This is a genomic window from Bacillus sp. GW823-FHT06A10 (genome assembly GCF_058795375.1).
The window spans coordinates 165117-179042 of sequence record NZ_JBXAHT010000002.1; the positions used below are offsets into that span (position 1 = coordinate 165117).

The 13926-nt window shown below is 37.3% G+C and carries 13 protein-coding genes and 1 pseudogene; 12 read left to right on the plus strand and 2 right to left on the minus strand.

What is annotated here, in order from left to right:
* Positions 1 to 48 precede the first annotated feature (48 nt).
* On the plus strand, positions 49 to 2190 hold the full coding sequence (gene pulA, locus AC1Q8M_RS15610; RefSeq protein ID WP_098855689.1) for a type I pullulanase: 2142 nt from the start codon (positions 49 to 51) through the stop codon (positions 2188 to 2190).
* 227 nt (positions 2191 to 2417) lie between these two features.
* Entirely contained in the window at positions 2418 to 3215 is a 798-nt protein-coding gene (locus AC1Q8M_RS15615) for a phosphotransferase family protein (protein WP_002094168.1), read from the plus strand.
* Positions 3216 to 3218: 3 nt separating this feature from the next.
* On the opposite strand, the gene AC1Q8M_RS15620 is transcribed toward AC1Q8M_RS15615, so the two are convergent.
* Positions 3219 to 3497, minus strand: a complete 279-nt coding sequence (locus AC1Q8M_RS15620) for a YtzH-like family protein (RefSeq protein WP_001122235.1) — start codon at positions 3495 to 3497, stop codon at positions 3219 to 3221.
* Between the two features lie 229 nt (positions 3498 to 3726).
* On the opposite strand from AC1Q8M_RS15620, the gene trmB reads away from it, so the two are divergent.
* Positions 3727 to 4380, plus strand: coding sequence for a tRNA (guanosine(46)-N7)-methyltransferase TrmB (gene trmB, locus AC1Q8M_RS15625; protein ID WP_001239383.1), 654 nt, complete (start codon positions 3727 to 3729; stop codon positions 4378 to 4380).
* 69 nt (positions 4381 to 4449) lie between these two features.
* Positions 4450 to 5304 (plus strand): YtnP family quorum-quenching lactonase, encoded by an 855-nt coding sequence (locus AC1Q8M_RS15630; RefSeq protein ID WP_000436840.1) that lies wholly within the window; start codon positions 4450 to 4452, stop codon positions 5302 to 5304.
* Between the two features lie 178 nt (positions 5305 to 5482).
* Here the strand turns inward: AC1Q8M_RS15630 and AC1Q8M_RS15635 are convergent, their stop codons facing one another.
* Positions 5483 to 5794, minus strand: coding sequence for a PepSY domain-containing protein (locus AC1Q8M_RS15635; protein ID WP_000118541.1), 312 nt, complete (start codon positions 5792 to 5794; stop codon positions 5483 to 5485).
* A 148-nt stretch (positions 5795 to 5942) separates the two neighbouring features.
* On the opposite strand from AC1Q8M_RS15635, the gene AC1Q8M_RS15640 reads away from it, so the two are divergent.
* From AC1Q8M_RS15640 to AC1Q8M_RS15675, 8 genes and pseudogenes are all read left to right on the plus strand, one after another.
* Positions 5943 to 7016, plus strand: a complete 1074-nt coding sequence (locus AC1Q8M_RS15640) for a M42 family metallopeptidase (protein ID WP_001031516.1) — start codon at positions 5943 to 5945, stop codon at positions 7014 to 7016.
* Positions 7017 to 7449: 433 nt separating this feature from the next.
* The gene (locus AC1Q8M_RS15645; protein WP_000869932.1) at positions 7450 to 7959 is read left to right on the plus strand and encodes a DUF84 family protein; all 510 of its coding nucleotides are present in this window, start codon (positions 7450 to 7452) and stop codon (positions 7957 to 7959) included.
* An 83-nt stretch (positions 7960 to 8042) separates the two neighbouring features.
* Positions 8043 to 8357, plus strand: coding sequence for a thioredoxin family protein (locus AC1Q8M_RS15650; RefSeq protein WP_000838193.1), 315 nt, complete (start codon positions 8043 to 8045; stop codon positions 8355 to 8357).
* 78 nt (positions 8358 to 8435) lie between these two features.
* A complete protein-coding gene (locus AC1Q8M_RS15655; protein ID WP_000784605.1) occupies positions 8436 to 9248 on the plus strand; it encodes a DUF1444 domain-containing protein in 813 nt (270 codons plus the stop codon).
* Complete coding sequence (gene ytpR / locus AC1Q8M_RS15660; RefSeq protein ID WP_001006777.1) at positions 9245 to 9859, plus strand: YtpR family tRNA-binding protein; 615 nt, start codon at positions 9245 to 9247, stop codon at positions 9857 to 9859. The genes AC1Q8M_RS15655 and ytpR overlap by 4 nt, the downstream gene beginning before the upstream one ends.
* A gap of 224 nt (positions 9860 to 10083) precedes the next feature.
* Positions 10084 to 10428, plus strand: a complete 345-nt coding sequence (locus AC1Q8M_RS15665; RefSeq protein ID WP_000813341.1) for a hypothetical protein — start codon at positions 10084 to 10086, stop codon at positions 10426 to 10428.
* 40 nt (positions 10429 to 10468) lie between these two features.
* A complete protein-coding gene (locus tag AC1Q8M_RS15670) occupies positions 10469 to 11401 on the plus strand; it encodes an N-acetylmuramoyl-L-alanine amidase (protein WP_492334162.1) in 933 nt (310 codons plus the stop codon).
* A gap of 155 nt (positions 11402 to 11556) precedes the next feature.
* Positions 11557 to 13926: pseudogene (locus tag AC1Q8M_RS15675) on the plus strand (DNA translocase FtsK); the annotation flags it as partial.

Here is a 13926-nt window from a genome sequence, read left to right on the forward strand (position 1 = left end):
ATTAAAGTTTCACTTTATTTTAACTTTGAGAATGATGGTGATTTTTTTATGTTGAAAGTAAAACGTCCATTTGATGCCTATTTAGATGAAATGAATAAAATTACAATTTTGCTCCCACATGCGTATGGAACAAGTCGGACATTTCGTTTGCAAGAAGGAAGTAATGTGAAAGATTTACCGATTGCTCATACGATTGCGCTTCCAGATGCAACGAAGTATGAGTGCTTTATAGAAGAGCCGCTAGATGTGGGAAAGTATTATACAGTACGAGATGAACGGAATGAAGAAACGGATTTACAAATAGGTGCTGTTATTCGAACAACAATTTTCGATGAAAAGTATTATTACGAAGGTACAGATTTAGGTGCTGTGTATCAAAAAGAAGAAACGACATTTAAAGTATGGGCCCCAACTGCAAGGCTTGCGAAAGTAAGAATTTATAAGAGCGATAAAGAATATGCCGATCATGAAATGTACAGGGGAGAAAACGGAGTTTGGATTCAAACATTACAAGGTGATTTAGACGGAGCACGCTATACATTTCTTGTTTGTATTAATTTAATATGGAACGAAGCTGTAGATCCTTATGCAAAGTCGGTGACGGTAAACGGAAAACACGGTGTTGTTATCGATTTAGAAAAAACGAATGTAACAAGAAGAGAAGGATTACCACCATTACAATCAATGACAGATGCCATATTGTATGAACTGCATATTCGTGATGCGACTATACATCAAAATAGTGGAGTGATTCAAAAGGGAACATATAAAGGATTGATGGAAGAGGGAACAACAGGACGGAACGGGACTTTAACAGGGTTGTCTCATATAAAAGATTTAGGTGTTACACATGTTGAACTATTACCGTTATATTGTTTCGGTGGTGTAGATGAGGCGAATCCTTCATCTGCCTATAATTGGGGGTATAATCCATTATATTACAATGCACCAACAGGATTTTATGCTACAAATCCCTCTGATCCGTATAACAGGATAGTAGAGTGTAAACAGTTGATCGAGACATTTCATGAGCATGGCATTAGGGTAATTATAGATGTTGTATATAATCATGTTTATGAAAGAGAGCTATCATCATTTGAAAAGCTTGTTCCAGGATACTATTTTCGTCATGGTGAAGATGGTATGCCTTCTAATGGGACGGGAGTCGGAAATGATATAGCATCTGAACGGAAAATGATGAGGAAATTCATTGTAGAGTCTATTTTATATTGGCTTACTGAATACAATGTCGATGGATTCCGATTCGACTTAATGGGAATTTTAGATGTTGATACAATGAATATGATAGAAAAAGAAGTGCGAAACATAAAACGAGATGCTTTGTTATTAGGAGAAGGATGGGATTTACAAACACCGCTTCCTCGTGAGGAAAAAGCAACGTTAAATAATGCGAAGAAAATGCCACATATGGCGCAGTTTAATGATCAATTTCGTGATGGGATAAAAGGGAGTACATTTCATATAAATAAGCGTGGTTTTGCATTTGGTGGGCATGTAGACTGTAATCATTTGCAGTATATTGCAGCAGGAAGTCTTTTAAGTATGAAAGAAACAGGGCTGTTTCTAGAGCCGGCGCAAAGCATTAACTATGTAGAATGTCATGATAATATGACGATGTGGGATAAACTAGTGCGCAGTAATGAAGAATCAGAAGCGATTTTGAAAAAACGTCACCTGCTAGCGAGCGCAATGGTTATTCTTTCACAAGGTATTCCTTTCTTACATGCAGGACAAGAGTTTTATCGTACGAAGAAAGGAAATGAAAATAGCTATAATGCAAATGATGAGATCAATCAATTAGATTGGGATCAAAAAGAGAAAGAAATAGAGACCGTTAACTATATAAAAGGTTTAATTGCGATTCGTAAAGAGCATGGGGCATTCCGATTACAAAACGCAGACCTTATAAAAAAACATATGACTTTTTTACAAACATCTACAGAAGTACTTGCATATCACCTAGAGCATGCAGAATCGTTTGGGTCGTGGAAAGAGATTGTCGTTTTATTTAATAGCGGTTTAGAAGCTAAAACTGTGCAACTTCCGAAAGAAGAAACGTGGCATGTGATAGTAGACGAAAAGCAAGCGAAAATAGAGCCAATTTCTTCATTTAGAGGAAAGGAACTTAGGCTCGCTCCAATTAGCACGTATATATTGACGATAATGTGACAAATCGCTACTTGACGATGAGAATGTAATAAATGTAGAATTGACAAAGGTGACGATTTTGATAAGTTGTCATTCTATGACAGGTTTTGTAAAATAAAATAGAGAATTTTTGGCTGAGGCTAATTTTTCTTTTCATTTACAGTAAAATATATGAATCCACAACATGTGTAGAAATGTTGCGGTTTTTCTTTTCATAACTATAAAAGATAAGGATTTGTTAACGGGTAATGAATATGGAATGGTTGGAACAATTATTAGGAAAAGAGTGGAGTCTTGTACCGGCTGGTGGAGTAACGGGCGATGCATATATTGCGCAAAACGGACAACAGAAGTTATTTTTAAAGCGGAATACATCGCCCTTTTTAGCGGTATTGTCAGCAGAAGGAATTGTTCCAAAATTACTTTGGACAAGAAGGGTAACGAACGGTGATGTAATTTCTGCTCAAAAATGGCTTCCGGGACAGAAGTTAGAGCCAGAGGATATGAAACTAGAACGTGTTGCGAAACTTTTGAAGAAAATTCACTCCTCTAAAGCGCTTGTACAGATGATTCAAAGACTTGGGAAGCAACCGCTTCACGCACAAGAGTTATTACAACAACTGCAACTCGTTTTAAGAGGAGATATAAGGGATGATGAAACAATTCAGCAAGGCCTTCAATATTTAATGGATTCATTAAAAGCTATTGAATACAATGAATTCGTTGTATGCCATTGTGATGTAAACCATAACAACTGGATATTGTCGGATGAAGATGAGTTGTTTTTAATTGATTGGGATGGAGCTGTAATTGCTGACCCAGCTCTAGACCTTGGTATGTTATTATATTGGTACATTCCGCGCCAGGAGTGGAGTGAGTGGCTCGGTTTTTATGATATTGAAATGGATGAATCGCTGCTTAGGCGCATGAGATGGTATGTGATAGCACAAACGATTTTGTCTATTCAATGGCATACAACAAAAAAACAGCAAGCAGAAGCTGAATATTGGCATCAATATTTACAGCAACTACTTGCTTCAGAATAATACTTAAGAAAAATTGTCCATTCCAGCAATCCACTGAGTAAGTTGTTCTTGATTATTGGAAATATGGTTGTCCAAATTAGAGGAAGATTTACCCGATTGACTATAAGAATATACATCGTTTAGCATTGTTTTAGCGTCACTACTTATATTATCGTTTGCGAGTAACGATTGAATGAGGCGCTCTAATTGCTCGCATTCTGAAACTGTCCCGCAGCAATCACTTTGGTGGTTGACTAAAATATCTTTCAGCACTTCTAATTGATGTTGTTGATTAATTGGCATGAACGGATCATCCTTTCGATTGTTTTTCTCTTCAAATGTAAGAGAAAAAGCTGTTTCGTCATGGAATGTTTAATGCTGTATGTAGTTTTTATCAAAATGGTACATCTTATACTTGAAAGAAACGGACCGAGTGCTCGTACGTACTTGGTTTTTTGTTTGGTAGATTGATTAAAAAAAGAAAGAAGGAATTATTCCTTTAAAATAGTTTTGTAAAGAGAGGGAGACATCTATGCGTTTAAGACATAAACCATATGCAATGGATCGAATTAACGAGTATTCACATATCGTAATCGGAAACCCAGAGGAGCGCGCTGGTAACTGGAAAGAAGTATTTGGAAATGAACAACCAATTCATATTGAAGTAGGTACAGGGCGTGGCCGCTTTATGTATGATATGGCAAAAGCGAATCCACATATTAATTATATTGGAATTGAAAAATTCACAAGTGTTGTTGTAGATGCACTTGATAAATTAATTGAAGAAGAAGTGCCGAACTTAAAGTTAATTAATAAAGATGCTGAAGATTTAACAGTTTTCTTTGCAAAAGGTGAGATTGATCGCGTTTATTTAAACTTCTCAGATCCATGGCCAAAGAAGCGTCATACGAAGCGTCGTTTAACGTATAAAACGTTTTTACGCAATTATGAAGAAGTGTTAGTAGAAGGCGGAGAAATTCATTTCAAAACAGATAACCAAGGTTTATTTGAATATTCTCTTATGAGTATGGCTGAGTATGGTATGTTACTAACTTACTTAAGCTTAGATCTTCATAACAGCGACTTTGAAGGTAACATCATGACTGAATACGAAGAGAAATTCTCTAGTAAAGGTCATCGTATTTACCGAGTTGAAGCAAAATATCGTACAGAGCCTATGCAGTAATGCATAGGTTTTTTTACATCTAAAATAATCAGAATTTTATGTTAAGATTAATTGAAAGGGGGATGTGTAATGGAACAGTTACAAATTGGAGATATAAAAGTAACGTGGTTAAAAGGCGGAAATACACATTTAGATGGAGGGGCAATGTTTGGTGTTGTGCCGAAAGTACTTTGGTCACGTAAATATAAACATAATGACACAAATCATATTTACTTACGAACAGATCCGTTACTTTTACAAACGAAAGATGGAAATATGCTCATTGATTCAGGAATAGGAAACGGTAAGTTGGATGAGAAGATGAAACGAAATCAAGGTGTAACAGAAGAATCATCGGTTTATGAATCGTTAGAAAAACAGGGATTAAAGCCTGAAGATATTCAATATGTTTTAATGACACACCTTCATTTTGATCATGCATCTGGCCTAACAAAATGGGATGGGGATCACCTTGTACCAGCGTTTCCAAATGCGAAAGTTTACGTAAGTGAAACAGAGTGGAATGAAATGAGGAACCCAAATATTAGATCCCGTAATACATATTGGAAGGAAAATTGGGAACCGATTGTAGATCAAGTTGTTACGTTTCAGCAAGAAATAGAAATTACAGATGAAATCAAGATGGCACATACGGGTGGGCATAGTGATGGACATGCAGTCATCATTTTGGAGAGTCAAGGGGAAACGATGCTACATTTAGCAGATCTCTTGCCGACGCACGCGCATCAAAATGTATTATGGGTAATGGCATACGATGATTATCCGATGACCTCGATTGAAAATAAACAAAAATGGATGAAGTATGGTGCTGAAAAAGAGGCATGGTTTACGTTTTATCATGACGCATATTACCGTGCAGTAAAGTGGAATGAGGAAGGTCATATCGTAGAAAAAATAGAACGGAAAACGAGTATAGAAGCATAAAAATAGGAGGTTGTTCCATCATATTTATTGGAGCAGCTTCTTTTTTATTGTCGGGTTTTGTTGGTAAGTCGATATATTTAAAAAATCGCCGATATAATTTGAGTTACGCTGATATAATTTTAATCAATACCCGCAATTTCAAAAAAATAAGAGGTTCACCTAATGGGAACCCTCCGTTTTATGCTGCTATAACCTCTAAAACAGTACCTGTTTTAGCATCAACTAAAAATTCAAATCGTTCTTGTATATCATCTAACATTGTTGTAAGACCGCCGCGATAAACTTCATATGCGACATCATATTTTTCAAATGTCTCTGGAACCATATGTACCCAAGAGCCAGTAATTTCACCTTTATGACTTAATGCTTGTTTCACCATTTTCAATGCTTTTTCTGAAGAAATATGGGATTGTTCTTGTACTTTGTTTGCAACGAGATAACCAGCTGCGAACCCAACGCCAAGACCTGCTACTAAACCTTTCCAGCTCATATATTCACCTCAATTCTATAAAATAAAAATAGTGTACCAATAATAATTATAAAGCAAATACAGCTAAAAAAGAAGAAACTAGAAACATTTCGAAAATTTCGTTACAATAAAAGAGGTATTCTACTAAGGTTTGAAAGAAGGGGACTTCGTGAATAAAGAGACATTGCAATTATTTCGTACGTTAACAGAATTACAAGGTGCATCAGGTTTTGAACATGATGTACGCCGTTTTATGAAACAAGAATTAAGCAAATATGCGGATGAAATTGTACAAGACGGTTTAGGTAGCGTATTTGGTCTGAAAAAAGGGGACGAAACTGGCCCGCGTGTTCTTGTAGCAGGTCATATGGATGAAGTAGGTTTCATGGTTACGCAAATTACGAAAAACGGAATGCTTCGTTTTCAAACGTTAGGCGGCTGGTGGAGCCAAGTTTTATTAGCGCAGCGTGTACAAGTTATGACGAAGAATGGTCCTGTTATTGGGGTTGTTGGTTCTATTCCTCCTCATTTATTAAGTGACGCGCAACGTGCAAAACCGATGGATATAAAAAATATGTTAATTGATATAGGTGCAGATAGTTATGAAGATGCGATTGAAATTGGTGTAAAACCAGGACAACAAATCGTGCCGATTTGCCCATTCACACCGATGGCAAATGAGAAGAAAATTATGGCGAAAGCTTGGGACAACCGTTACGGATGTGGTCTTGCAATCGAATTGTTAAAAGAATTAAAAGATGAAACATTACCAAATACATTATATTCTGGTGCTACTGTACAAGAAGAAGTAGGTCTTCGCGGAGCGCAAACCGCTGCAAATATGATTCAACCAGACATTTTCTATGCGCTTGATGCAAGTCCAGCAAACGATGCATCTGGTGACAAAACGCAGTTCGGTCAATTAGGAAAAGGTGCCCTTCTTCGTATTTACGATCGCACGATGGTAACACATAGAGGAATGCGCGAATTCATTTTAGATACAGCAGAAACAAACAACATTCCGTACCAATACTTTATTTCACAAGGTGGTACAGATGCGGGCCGTGTACATACAAGTAACTCTGGTATCCCATCAGCAGTAATTGGTGTTTGCGCACGCTACATTCATACACATGCTTCAATTTTACATGTTGATGATTATGCAGCGGCGAAAGAATTAATTACGAAGCTTGTAAGAGCAACGGATAAAACGACGTTAGAGACAATTAAGAATAACGCGTAGAGAGGAAGAAGGGCTGAAGAGCCTTTCTTTTTTTGGTTTGAATAGATGACCCATCCATGAGTGGAAACGGTCAGTGCCTAATTGGTGCTCGAATGGTGTATTAAGACCCTAGATAGGAAAAGAGAGGAAGGCTGTTTTTGTTTTTGAAGACGGTAATATTGTTAGAAAACCCTTCTTTTTTAGATTGAATAGATGACCCATCCATGGGTGGGAGCGGTCAGTGCCTGATTGGTGCTCGAATGGTGTATTAAGACCCTGGATAGGAAAAGAGAGGAAGGCTGTTTTTGTTTTCGAAGACGGTAATTTTGCTAGAAAAACCCTTCTTTTTTAGGCTGAATAGATGACTTGGTGATATGTGGTAGTGGTTGATGCTTAGTTCGTATCTGATGCGGATATTAGAATAGAATGATGAATTTTTATAGAGGTGAACGAAATGAAGGTAGTAGTTGGATCGAAGAATAAAACGAAGGTTGGCGCTGTGGAGAAGGTTTGGAAAGATGCTGAAATTACATCTCTTTCTGTTCCTTCAGGAGTAGCAAATCAGCCGTTTTCAGATGAAGAGACGATGCAAGGAGCGATTAATAGAGCGAAGCGAGCGCTAGAGGAAGGAGGAGCTCAAATTGGTATTGGGCTAGAAGGCGGCGTAATGAAAACGGAGTACGGTTTATTTATGTGTAATTGGGGCGCGCTAGCAACAAGTGATGGTAAAATATTTGTTGCCGGCGGGGCACGTATTACGTTACCGGATGATTTTTTAGCACCTCTTGAAGAGGGCAAGGAGTTAAGTGAAGTGATGGAAGAGTTTGTACATAGAAAAGATATTCGTAGTCACGAAGGTGCAATCGGTATTTTTACAGATGATTATGTTGATCGCACGGAATTATTTGTACACGTTGTTAAGTTACTTGTTGGGCAATATAAGTATGACGAAAAGCAAGCATAAACCTTGCACCATGCGTGATGTATGGTAGTATAAAAGAAAGATTATAACATGAAAACATGCACTCGTTAGAGGAGGAAATATAGATGAAGTCATTAGAAAGCATGGAGCAATTCCAACAATTAAAAAATGAAGAGAATGTAGTCTTTATGTTCTCAGCAGAATGGTGCCCAGACTGCCGTTTTGTAGACCCATTTATGCCAGAAGTAGAAGAGAAATATAGTGATTTCTCATTTTACTATGTAGATCGTGATGAGTTTATTGATCTATGTGTAAAATTAGACGTATTTGGCATTCCGAGCTTTGTAGCGTACAATAAGGGTGAAGAAACTGGTCGCTATGTAAACAAAGATCGTAAAACACAAGAACAAATCGAAGAGTTTATTGAAGGTTTAAAATAAGGCAATTTGCCAATTGAATTGTAAAACAACCTCTACCTTCGCGGGGGAGGTTATTTTTTTGGAAGGGAGGAAAAAGAGATGAAGATGACAAGTAAAAAGATGAAAGACGAGTTAATGAAGAAATTATCTCGCCCAGAATGGGACTTTCAGTATGATAGCGAGAAAGAAGTTCTACGTATTGAACAGAAAGACTCTAAAAAAGGTATTAACGTATCGCTTCCAGGAGTTGTGGCAAAATGGGAAGTGAATAAAGAAAAAGCAATTGAAGAGGTTGCTTATTATGTACAAGAAGCGCTAATTGCGATGCATAAAGAAGAAAATAGCGGAGCGAAAATTTTACCTGTTATTCGCTCTACTTCTTTCCCGAAACAAGCAGAAGAAGGAAATCCGTTTATTATGACGGATCATACGGCGGAAACACGTATTTACTATGCGTTAGATTCGAATAAAACGTATCGACTAATCGATGAGCGTCTGTTACAAAAATTAGAACTTACAGAACAGCAAGTACGTGAAATGGCATTATTCAATGCTCGTTCATTAGGTTATGAATTTAAACAAGACACAGTAGCGGGTAATACATTCTACTTTTTAAACACAAATGATGGATATGACGCGACGCGTATTTTAAACGAATCGTTACTACAATCGATGCGTGAAAAGATTTCTGGTGACATGGTTGTTGCTGTTCCTCACCAAGATGTATTAATTATTGCTGATATCGTTAACGAAATCGGTTATGATATTATTGCACAAATGACAATGAAATTTTTTGCCGAAGGGCATGTTCCGATTACATCACTTTCATTCGTATATGAAGATGGAGACTTTGAACCAATCTTTATTTTAGCGAAGAATCGGAAGAAGACAGATGGAAAAGAGAAAGGATGAACGAAGTGAACGTTTTTTACAACCTTGAAGGAATTGGTGACACTTTAATTGTTGCCTTACAAGATATTACTTTAGAGAACCGTACTTTTGATCGCAAAGGAGATGTTGCTCGCGTTTATGATCGTGAAAGCAACGTAACGGGAGGATTCAACATCTTTAATGCATCTTCTTATTTAGAAGTAACAGAAACAGGTAACCTTACATTAACGAAAGAGCTTGTTGAGAAAATCAACGAAATTTTAGCGAAGAACGGCTTTGAAGAAACAGTAGAAGCAGATCTTTCTCCGAAATTTGTTGTAGGTTATGTAGCTGAAAAAGAAAAGCATCCAAATGCTGATAAGTTAAACATCTGTAAAGTAGAAATCGGTACAGAAACATTACAAATCGTATGTGGCGCACCAAACGTTGATGCAGGACAAAAAGTTGTCGTTGCAAAAATCGGTGCTGTAATGCCAAGCGGTATGTTAATCAAGCCAGCTGAGCTTCGCGGTGTTCCTTCTTCTGGAATGATCTGCTCTGCACGTGAATTAGAGCTTCCAGACGCTCCACAAGAAAAAGGTATTCTTGTATTAGAAGATAGCTTTGAAGTTGGACAAGAATTTAAATTTTAATTGATATAAGAAAAGAGAGGTTGTCCTTTTGGGCAGCCTCTCTTTTTTGTCATTTTTGTTGGTAAGTCGAAATTTCGTGTTGAATCGTTAATATATTGAGAGTTGTGATAGATATACTCCAAAAATCGTAAATATGATAAAGGTGTCACCTTTTGTCTTAAAATCTATATTGTATTTTATAAACAAACTAGTTAAAATTTAGAAAAATAGAAGGGGATAGACGTATGAAACAACAACCAAAAATCGCAGAACTTCTAAAACGAATTGAAACTTCAAAACAGCAAGATGTTGAGCTATGTACTTATGAAATATATGTGTTTAGTGAAAGTGAATTAGAAAAAGGACAAATCGGTTACCGATATGATAAACATAAAAAGTCATTAATAAGTGAAGAACACGGAAAGTGGCAAGAAGGATGGATTGCAATTGGATATGAAACGGATATGGGCGATCCAGTTTTCGTAAATATAGATGATGACGCTTATCCAGTTTATACTGCAGAACGTGGTACAGAAACATGGCAGCCAGTTTATATTGGAAATATGGATGAGATTATAGGGCAATTATAAGAAAAACTTTGAATCCGGTGCAAAGTGATGGGAGAGAAGTATGAAGTATATAAAAATAATGAGCATGATTGCATTCATTGGAATATATATGGCCGGTTGTTCACAAGAGCAGCCGAAAAAAGAAACTACATCTTCTATACAAGAGAAAAACAAAGATACCAAAGAAGACGCACCGGTAGAAAAGCAGCAAGAACAAGAAAAGAACGAAGAATCGCAAGTAGAACAGAGGCAAGAGGAAGTATCAGCCGAGGAAAAGAAAGAAGAAATTACAACTGTGCCGCCAATTGAGCAACCAGTGCAAAATAATGAACAAAAAGTAGAGAGTAATGAAAAGCAAGGAAAGTTTCTCGTCGTTATTGATCCAGGGCATCAACAAAAAGCGAATTTAAATTTAGAGCCAATTGGACCAGGGGCAACAACGCAAAAATATAAAGTGACAGACGGTACAACAGGTGTTGTGACGAAAAAGAGAGAGGCTGTACTTGTATTAGAAATGGCTTTTTTATTAAAAGAAAAGCTTGAAGCAAAAGGGATACAAGTATTAATGACGAGAACATCACAAGACGTTGATATAAGTAATAAAGAACGGGCGACATTCGCAAATAATCATAAGGCTAATTTATTTTTACGTCTTCATGCAGATGGTTCTGAAAATCCAAACGAAAGTGGATTTGCTGTATTGACGCCGGCAGAAGGAAGTCCGTATACGAAAGAGATTTATGCGGAAAGTCTTCAAATCTCTCAAATGATTGTAAATAAAATGAGGGAGAACCAGCAAGTAAAAGTAAATGGAATTAAATTTAGGGATGACCTTTCTGGATTCAATTGGTCCAAAGTACCTGGCGTACTATTAGAACTTGGGTTTATGTCAAACCAGGAAGAAGATAAAAAATTATCTGACCCGCAGTATGTAAATTCTTTATTGCAAAGTGTAACGGATAGTGTAGATGCATATCGGAAGAGTAAAGCTTAAGCGCAGTCTTACATGAAAGGCTGCGTTTTTCCATATGAAAACACTCGTAAATTAGAATATTGTGGATAAATATGACATGCTTAATTTTACCTGCACTTTTTGCCGAATGCTGATACAATAAAGGATGTTACTATTTAGTAGAAAGAGTGGTAAGCATGTTAGATTGGATGAAAAAGCTGTTTAACAAAGAGGAAGAACAAACAGCGATGAATAAAGAAGTACCAAAGCAAATTGAAAGTCAGCCGAAAATTCCTCGTGTAAACCACTACACTGAAGCAAGAGAAGCACAAATGGCAAGTAGGAATGCAGGTAAATGCCGTTTTCCTTTAGTACCGGATAATGGGTTCGATGAAGAGGATGAAAGCGAAGTAAATCGCTTTGAAGAACAACCTGTTCAAGGAGTAGCATATGAAGAACCGACTGCCCAAAGAGGAATAAAGGTGGAAAGAAGCAGACGACCGTATGTGGAAAAGGTAGTTTCTACATATGAAGAGCCGGAAGTGCAATATGAACCGGTGCGGGAGTCTGTCGTTAAAAAGGCATCTGCACCTTCGCAAGAGAATAACCGTAGACCATTTCGTCCAACAGAAATGATTTCGCCAATTTATGGATATAATCGTCCTTCAGTAGAGAAAAAGGTTGAAAAGCAGGAGGAAGTAAAAGAAAGAGAAGATCTTGAAATATCTGTAGAGGGAAAAGCAGTTGTTGATGCATGGTTAGAGAAAAAAGGATATAAATTATCTGATTTCTCAGAAGGACAAGCAACGTCTTCTGCTCCAGGTGAAGTAGTTGAACAGAAAGGCCAACAGAGCAAAAAAGAAGAAAAATCAGTTGTTGATCAATGGCTAGAGAAAAACGGTTATGAAATTGAACGCCAAGTGCCTTTAGTAGAAGAAAAAGAAGTGATTAAAGAAATGAGTACACCGCAGGAAGTTTCAGCGGATGAATTACTTCATAAAACAGTAGCTGAGCAGATGGAAAGTGCTAAGCTAGAAAAAGATGTAGTGGTGTTAAACGAAAACAATCTACAAGAAGAATTAGTAGCTTCTAAAGTAGAGCACGAGGATACAATATTATCAGAAGAAATTAAACGTAATACAGAAATAAAACAACCTACTATTGAAGTAGAAAAGCAAGCTCCAGAAGAATCAGTGATTGTCAAAGCAGAAGAAAAACTTGAAGAAACAATCATTGTGGAAATACCAGAAGAGCTAGAAGAAGTGGAAGTAATTACAGAAACAGAAGAGCTAGAAGAAGTGGAAGTAATTACAGAAACAGAAGAGCTAGAAGAAGTGGAAGTAATTGCAGAAACGGAAGAGTCAGAAGAAGTAGAAGTGATTGCAGAAACAGAAGAGCTAGAAGAAGTAGAAGTGATTGCAGAAACGGAAGAGTCAGAAGAAGTAGAAGTGATTGCAGAAACAGAAGAGCTAGAAGAAGTAGAAGTAATTGCAGAAACAGAAGAATCAGAAGAAGTGGAAGTAATCGCAGAAACAGAAGAATCAGAAGAAGTAGAAGTGATTGCAGAAACAGAAGAATCAGAAGAAGTGGAAGTAATTGCAGAAACGGAAGAGTCAGAAGAAGTAGAAGTAATTGCGGAAACAGAAGAGCTAGAAGAAGTAGAAGTAATTGCGGAAACGGAAGAGCTAGAAGAAGTGGAAGTAATTGCGGAAACGGAAGAGCTAGAAGAAGTAGAAGTAATTGCAGAAACGGAAGAGTCAGAAGAAGTAGAAGTAATCGCAGAAGCAGAAGAGTCAGAAGAAGTGGAAGTAATTGCGGAAACAGAAGAGCTAGAAGAAGTAGAAGTGATTGCGGAAACGGAAGAGCTAGAAGAAGTGGAAGTAATTGCGGAAACAGAAGAGCTAGAAGAAGTAGAAGTAATTGCGGAAACGGAAGAGTTAGAAGAAGTGGAAGTAATTGCGGAAACAGAAGAGCTAGAAGAAGTAGAAGTGATCGCAGAAACAAAAGCGCCTGTAGTAGAGACATTTGTAGCACTTGAGGAAATTCAGCAAGAAGATGAAGTAATTGAACAAAACAATGAATTCATACATGTAGCTGAGGCTGATGAACAGACAAAGAACGATGTTCAAAGCTTTGCGAATGTTTTAATTGCAGAAACAGAAGAAAATAAACGAGTTGAAGAAGAAGCACCGGTCGTAGAAGAGCAATCAGTTGAAGAAGAAGTGCCGGTCGTAGAAGAACAACCCGTTGTAAAAAAAGAAGAACCAAAACGTGAGAAAAAGCGTCATGTACCATTTAATGTTGTTATGTTGAAACAAGATAGAACACGATTAATGGAAAGACATGCAGCTAGAGCAAATGCAATGCAGCCTTCTGCTAATGTACGAGTAGAGAATAAGCCAGTACAACAAGAGGTAGCAGAACCACAAGTGGAAGAACAGCCAATGCAGCAGGTGGTAGTAGAATCACAAGTGGAAGAAAGCCCAGTGCAGCAAGTAGTAGCAGAACCACAAGTGGAAGAACAACCAATGCAGCAAGTAGTAGCAGAACCACAAGTGGAAGAAAAA

Coding starts and splice junctions, on each gene's coding strand:
- AC1Q8M_RS15670 (WP_492334162.1), top strand. CDS start 10,469: ATGAAGTATATAAAAATAATGAGCATGATTGCATTCATTGGAATATAT.
- AC1Q8M_RS15615 (WP_002094168.1), top strand. CDS start 2,418: ATGAATATGGAATGGTTGGAACAATTATTAGGAAAAGAGTGGAGTCTT.
- pulA (WP_098855689.1), top strand. CDS start 49: ATGTTGAAAGTAAAACGTCCATTTGATGCCTATTTAGATGAAATGAAT.
- trmB (WP_001239383.1), top strand. CDS start 3,727: ATGCGTTTAAGACATAAACCATATGCAATGGATCGAATTAACGAGTAT.
- AC1Q8M_RS15635 (WP_000118541.1), bottom strand. CDS start 5,794: ATGAGCTGGAAAGGTTTAGTAGCAGGTCTTGGCGTTGGGTTCGCAGCT.
- AC1Q8M_RS15655 (WP_000784605.1), top strand. CDS start 8,436: ATGAAGATGACAAGTAAAAAGATGAAAGACGAGTTAATGAAGAAATTA.
- AC1Q8M_RS15620 (WP_001122235.1), bottom strand. CDS start 3,497: ATGCCAATTAATCAACAACATCAATTAGAAGTGCTGAAAGATATTTTA.
- AC1Q8M_RS15665 (WP_000813341.1), top strand. CDS start 10,084: ATGAAACAACAACCAAAAATCGCAGAACTTCTAAAACGAATTGAAACT.
- ytpR (WP_001006777.1), top strand. CDS start 9,245: ATGAACGAAGTGAACGTTTTTTACAACCTTGAAGGAATTGGTGACACT.
- AC1Q8M_RS15645 (WP_000869932.1), top strand. CDS start 7,450: ATGAAGGTAGTAGTTGGATCGAAGAATAAAACGAAGGTTGGCGCTGTG.
- AC1Q8M_RS15650 (WP_000838193.1), top strand. CDS start 8,043: ATGAAGTCATTAGAAAGCATGGAGCAATTCCAACAATTAAAAAATGAA.
- AC1Q8M_RS15630 (WP_000436840.1), top strand. CDS start 4,450: ATGGAACAGTTACAAATTGGAGATATAAAAGTAACGTGGTTAAAAGGC.